4 protein-coding genes and 2 pseudogenes are annotated in these 5,499 nt (G+C 69.3%); 3 read left to right on the forward strand and 3 right to left on the reverse strand.

The window, feature by feature from the left end; genetic code table 11:
- Nucleotides 1-297 precede the first annotated feature (297 nt).
- Nucleotides 298-1,296: pseudogene (gene ftsZ / locus Q8Q88_RS08205) on the forward strand (cell division protein FtsZ); the annotation flags it as partial.
- A gap of 118 nt (nucleotides 1,297-1,414) precedes the next feature.
- Here ftsZ and Q8Q88_RS08210 read toward each other — a convergent pair.
- Both Q8Q88_RS08210 and Q8Q88_RS08215 read right to left on the reverse strand, forming a co-directional pair.
- Nucleotides 1,415-1,741 (reverse strand): cell division protein ZapA, encoded by a 327-nt coding sequence (locus tag Q8Q88_RS08210; protein ID WP_305674709.1) that lies wholly within the window; start codon nucleotides 1,739-1,741, stop codon nucleotides 1,415-1,417.
- Nucleotides 1,742-1,744: 3 nt separating this feature from the next.
- The gene (locus tag Q8Q88_RS08215; protein WP_305674710.1) at nucleotides 1,745-2,026 is read right to left on the reverse strand and encodes a DUF4164 family protein; all 282 of its coding nucleotides are present in this window, start codon (nucleotides 2,024-2,026) and stop codon (nucleotides 1,745-1,747) included.
- Between the two features lie 164 nt (nucleotides 2,027-2,190).
- Between Q8Q88_RS08215 and tkt the strand changes: the two genes are divergently transcribed.
- Nucleotides 2,191-4,161 carry a transketolase gene (gene tkt, locus Q8Q88_RS08220; RefSeq protein WP_305674711.1) on the forward strand — a complete coding sequence of 657 codons (1,971 nt, stop codon included), beginning with the start codon at nucleotides 2,191-2,193 and terminating at the stop codon, nucleotides 4,159-4,161.
- Between the two features lie 5 nt (nucleotides 4,162-4,166).
- On the forward strand, nucleotides 4,167-5,363 hold the full coding sequence (gene purT, locus Q8Q88_RS08225) for a formate-dependent phosphoribosylglycinamide formyltransferase (protein ID WP_305674712.1): 1,197 nt from the start codon (nucleotides 4,167-4,169) through the stop codon (nucleotides 5,361-5,363).
- Here the strand turns inward: purT and Q8Q88_RS08230 are convergent.
- Nucleotides 5,360-5,499 (reverse strand): annotated as a pseudogene (locus Q8Q88_RS08230) (IS481 family transposase); the annotation flags it as partial. The gene purT and the pseudogene Q8Q88_RS08230 sit on opposite strands and share 4 nt — an antisense overlap.

Here is a 5,499-nt window from a genome sequence, read left to right on the forward strand (position 1 = left end):
GTTGAATCCCCTCGACCTGGATAACCAGGTGGGCGCCGTTTTGCCCGGTCCCACGGGACCGGCCAGGGACAGCTCCCTTAGAGTGAATTAAGGTCGCTGGGAAAATTTGCCTTCGACGAGAGCCGCAGCAGGCCCGCCACCTGGCAAGATAGGCCTTCCCCGCCAAGTTCTCAAGGTAAGCCTCCCAGACGCCCGATTAGATAGGGGGGCTTGCCCGTTTGCGACCACATTCCTATGCGTTTCCTCCGCCCCCTTGCTAAGGCATCGGAGCGGCGGCCCAGGATGGAGTACGAAAACATGACCGCGACGCCCACCAGCGGCGGGTCCTGGCGACCGCAGACCCACCTGAAGCCGCGGATCGTGGTGATCGGCGTGGGCGGCGCCGGGGTCAACGCGGTCGACAACATGATCACCGCGGGTCTGCAGGGCGTGGACTTCGTGGTCGCCAACACCGACGCCCAGCAGCTTTCGCTCTCCAAGGCCGACCAGCGCGTCCAGCTCGGCGTGCGCACCACCCAGGGCCTGGGCGCCGGCGCCAGCCCCGGCGCGGGCCTGGCGGCGGCCGAGGAGTCGGTGGACGAGATCGTCCGCCACCTGGAAAGCGCTGACATGGTGTTCATCACCGCCGGCATGGGCGGTGGCACCGGCACCGGGGCGGCGCCCTTCGTCGCCAGGTGCGCCCGCGAGCGCGGCATCCTCACCGTGGCGGTGGTCTCCAAGCCCTTCCGCTTCGAGGGCCGCCACCGGATGCGCATGGCCGACGCGGGCCTGGCCGAACTGCAGCGCTATGTGGACACCTCCATCGTGGTGCCCAACCAGAACCTGTTTAGGGTCGCCACCGAACAGACCACCTTCGCCGACGCCTTCACCCTGGCCGACCAGGTGCTGCACGCCGGCGTGCGCTCGATCACCGACCTGATGGTGCTGCCGGGCCTGATCAATCTCGACTTCGCCGACGTGCTCTCGGTCATGGGCGGCATGGGCAACGCCATGATGGGCACCGGCGAGGCGACCGGCGACGGCCGCGCGCGCATGGCCGCCCAGAACGCCATCGCCAATCCCCTGCTGGACGAGACCTCGCTCGCGGGCGCCAAGGCGGTGCTGGTCAACGTCACCGGCGGGAACGACATGACCCTGCTGGAGGTCGACGAGGCGGCCAACGCCATCTCCGAGCAGGTCGACCCCGACGCCAACATCATCTTCGGCGCCGCCCTGGACCAGGCGCTGGAAGGCAAGCTGCGGGTCTCGGTGGTGGCCACCGGCATGAACGGCGCCGAGGTGCCCCCGGAGAAGCCGGCGTTCGGAGAGCCGGCGGCGTCAGACCTGGGGCGCACCAAGCCGTTCTGGGATCGGTAGATTCCCACATAATTCCGTTCATCCCCGCGAAATCGGGGATGAACGGAGTGGGGCGCCCCTACTCCGCCGCCAGCTTCTCGATGCGTTTGGCCGCGTTTTCCAGGGCGCCCACCACCCGGCTCTCGGCGCGGGCGTGATCGGACTGGGCGCGGGCCAGTTCGGCCTGGGCGGCGCCCAGGCGGGTCTTCAGGTCCATCAGCTCATCGGCCAGCAGCAGCGAGCCCATGAGGAAGAGCCGCGTCTCACCCAACTGCCCCATGTCCTGCGACACCTGGCGGACCTGGCGATCGAAGATCCGCGCCAGCTCCATCAGATGGTTCTCCTGGCCGTCCTCGCAGCCCACCGCATAGGGGCGGCCATTCACGTTGATATTGATCTGGGCCATGGCTCAGGCCTCCTCGGTCTCTTCGGCGGGGGCGGCGTGCAGGGCGGTCTTGATCTCGGCGATCGCGCGGCCTAGCGCCGCAGAGGCCTCGGCCCCGGCCGCCTCCAGTTCCTTCTCCCGCGCCCGGGCCTCATCGAGCTCGGCGACGAGCTTGGCGTCGCCTTGTTCGAACAGGCCGCCCTTCGCGCCGCCGCCCTTGCCCAGGCGTTGCTCCAGTTGGGACAGCGCCCGGTCCAACCGCTTCACGGCCTGGTCGAGGGCGTTCTCGCCCGCCGGCTCCCGCATGATTCCAAGCTCCGAAAGTGTGACCGTTAATCTATAGACCCGCCCGGGCGCGCGCCGAAACCCGCTGTGTGAACCCTGGGTTCCTTGACCCTTCAGGCCTCGCGTGCGACCCCGCGCGCAATCGCGCCCAGACTCGTCTCAAGACTCACCCCCGGAAGAAATTAATGTCCGCATCGCTCCAGACCATGGCCGACGCCATCCGCGTGCTTTCGATGGACGCGGTCCACAAGGCCAAGTCCGGTCACCAGGGCATGCCGATGGGCATGGCCGACGTGGCCACGGTGCTCTGGACCAAGTTCCTGAAGTACGACGCGACCAAGCCCGACTGGGCCGATCGCGACCGGTTCGTGCTGTCGGCGGGCCACGGCTCGATGCTGATCTACGCCCTGCTGCACCTGACCGGCTTCAAGGCCGTGACCATGGATCAGATCCGCGACTTCCGTCAGTGGGGCTCCAACACCGCCGGCCACCCGGAATACGGCCACACGCCCGGCATCGAGACCACCACCGGGCCCCTTGGACAGGGCCTGGCCACCGCGGTCGGCATGGCCATGGCCGAGCGCCACCTCAACTCGCGCTTCAGTGACGAGGTGGTCGACCACCGCACCTGGGTGATCGCCGGCGACGGCTGCCTGATGGAGGGTGTCAGCCATGAGGCCGCCTCCATCGCCGGGCGCTTCAAGCTGGCCAAGCTCACCGTCCTGTTCGACGACAACAACACCACCATCGACGGCGAGGCGACCATCTCCGAGACCGGCGACCAGCTCGCCCGCTTCAAGGCCTATGGCTGGGCGGTGAAGGAGGTCGACGGCCACCACTTCGGCAAGATCGCCGCGGCGATGAAATGGGCCACGCGGCAGAACCGCCCGACCCTGATCGCTTGCAAGACCAAGATCTCCAAGGGCGCGGGCCGCAAGGAAGGCGACCCCCACAGCCACGGCTACACCCTGTTCGACGACGAGATCGCCGACGCCCGCCTGGCCATGGGCTGGACGCACCCGCCCTTCGTGGTGCCGGACGAGGTGCTGAAGCCCTGGCGTTCGGCTGGGAAGAAGGGCGGCAAGGCCCGCAAGCACTGGCAGGCCAAGCTCGACAAATCCCCGCTGAAGTCCGAGTTCGAACGGGCCATGCGCGGCGACTTGCCGGCCGGCGCGGTCGCCGAACTCGACGCCTACATGGCCGAGGCGGCCGCCTCCAAGCCGGCCGCCGCCACTCGCCAGCACTCCGGCTCGGCTCTGGAGCGCCTGGTCCCACACATCCCGGAGATGGTCGGCGGCTCGGCCGACCTGACCGGCTCGAACAACACCTATGTGAAGGGGACCAAGGCCTTCGACCTGCCCGACTATTCCGGCCGCTACGTCCACTACGGCGTGCGCGAGCACGGCATGGCCGCGGCGATGAACGGCTTGGCCCTGCACGGCGGGGTGATCCCGTTCTCCGGGACGTTCCTCGTCTTCTCCGACTACAGCCGCCCGGCCATCCGCCTGGGGGCGCTGATGGGAATCCGCGTGGTCCACGTCATGACCCACGACTCCATCGGGGTCGGCGAGGACGGCCCCACCCACCAGCCGGTGGAGCATGTGGGCTCACTGCGGATGATCCCCAACCTCAACGTCTACCGCCCCGCCGACGCGGTGGAGGCGGCCGAGTGCTGGAAGCTGGCGCTGTCCACCAAGGCCACGCCTTCGATCATGGCCCTGTCGCGCCAGAAGGTCCCGGCGGTGCGCGACAGCGCCACCGAGAACCTTTCGGCCAAGGGCGCCTATGAGCTCAGCCCCGCCAGCGGTCCGGCCCAGGTGACCCTCTTCGCCTCGGGCACCGAAGTTTCGGTTGCGGTCGGCGCCCAGAAGGCGCTGGAAGCCGAAGGCATCGCCACCCGCGTCGTCTCCACGCCGTGCTGGGAGCTGTTCTTCGCCCAGCCGGCCACCTATCGGAAATCCGTGATCGGCGACGCCAAGGTCCGGGTCGCCGTCGAGGCCCAGGTGGGCTTCGGCTGGGAGCGGTTCATCGGCGAGGACGGGGTCTTCGTGGGCATGACAGGCTTCGGCGCCAGCGCTCCGGCCGAGGTGCTCTACAAGCAGTTCGGCATCACCGCCGAGGCCGTGGCCGCCGCCGCCAAGGCCAAGCTGGGTTGACCGCCATGCGCCTTGGCACGCCGCTCTCGCCCACCGCCATTAAGGTCATGCTGCTGGGCTCGGGCGAGCTCGGCAAGGAGGTGGCCATCGAGCTGCAGCGGCTGGGCTGCGAGGTGATCGCCGTCGACCGCTACGCCGACGCCCCGGCCCACCAGGTGGCCCACCGCAGCCACGTCATCGCCATGACCGACGCCAAGGCCCTGCGCGCCCTGATCGAGCTGGAACGCCCGCACCTGATTGTGCCGGAGATCGAGGCCATCGCCACCGACGAGCTGGTGCGCATCGAGGCCGAGGGCCTGGCCACGGTCATCCCCACCGCCCGCGCCGCCCAGCTGACCATGAACCGCGAGGGCATCCGCCGGCTGGCCGCCGAGACCCTAAACCTGCCCACCTCGCCCTACGCCTTCGCCGCCAGCGAGGCGGAACTGGCGGCAGGCGCCAAGGCCACCGGCTTCCCCTGTTTCGTGAAGCCGGTGATGTCGTCCTCCGGCAAGGGCCAGTCCTATGTGGAAGGCCCCGAGGGGATCGCCGCGGCCTGGCGCTACGCCCTGGAGGCCGGTCGGGTCGAACAGGCCCTAGTGATCGTCGAGGGGAAGATCGACTTCGAGTTCGAGATCACCCTGCTGACCGTCCGCTCCAGGGGGCGTGGCGGCGAGACCCTCACCAGCTTCTGCGCCCCCGTCGGCCACCGTCAGGTGAAGGGCGACTATGTGGAGAGCTGGCAGCCCCAGGCGATGAGCGCCGTGGCGCTGGACCGCGCCCGGGAAGTCGCCGCCGCCGTCACCGGCGAACTGGGCGGGCTTGGCCTGTTCGGGGTCGAGCTGTTCGTGCGCGGCGACGAGGTGTGGTTCTCCGAGGTCAGCCCCCGGCCGCACGACACCGGTCTCGTCACCCTAGCCACCCAGGCTCAGAGCGAGTTCGCCCTGCACGCCCGCGCCATCCTCGGCCTGCCGGTCGACACCCGGCTGCGTGAACCCGGCGCCAGCGCGGTGATCTATGGCCGCATGGAGGCCAGGGGGATCGCCTTCGAGGGCGTCGCCGAGGCCCTGTCCGTGCCCGGCGCCGACCTGCGCCTGTTCGGCAAGCCCGAGGCCTTCGAACGCCGCCGCATGGGCGTGGCGCTCGCCCGCGCCGCCGATGTGGACGAGGCCCGAGCCCGAGCTCGCGAGGCCGCCTCCCGGGTCAAGCCGACCGCGGGCTAGGTGTGGAGCCTCAATAGGTTGTCCGCGTCCAGGCCGAGTCGGCTGATGGGTGTCTGAGGCTTTATCCCGCCGTGCGGTCGATGCCAGTTGTAGCGATGCAGCCAGAAGGGCAGCTCGGCGGTGCGGCGATCTGAGG

This window comes from Phenylobacterium sp. (assembly GCF_030697925.1).
Taxonomy (GTDB): Bacteria; Pseudomonadota; Alphaproteobacteria; order Caulobacterales; family Caulobacteraceae; genus Phenylobacterium.

Bases quoted from the DNA above. Each gene is read 5' to 3' on its own strand.
- purT (WP_305674712.1), top strand. From the start codon at position 4,167: ATGCGCCTTGGCACGCCGCTCTCGCCCACCGCCATTAAGGTCATGCTG.
- Q8Q88_RS08215 (WP_305674710.1), bottom strand. From the start codon at position 2,026: ATGCGGGAGCCGGCGGGCGAGAACGCCCTCGACCAGGCCGTGAAGCGG.
- Q8Q88_RS08210 (WP_305674709.1), bottom strand. From the start codon at position 1,741: ATGGCCCAGATCAATATCAACGTGAATGGCCGCCCCTATGCGGTGGGC.
- tkt (WP_305674711.1), top strand. From the start codon at position 2,191: ATGTCCGCATCGCTCCAGACCATGGCCGACGCCATCCGCGTGCTTTCG.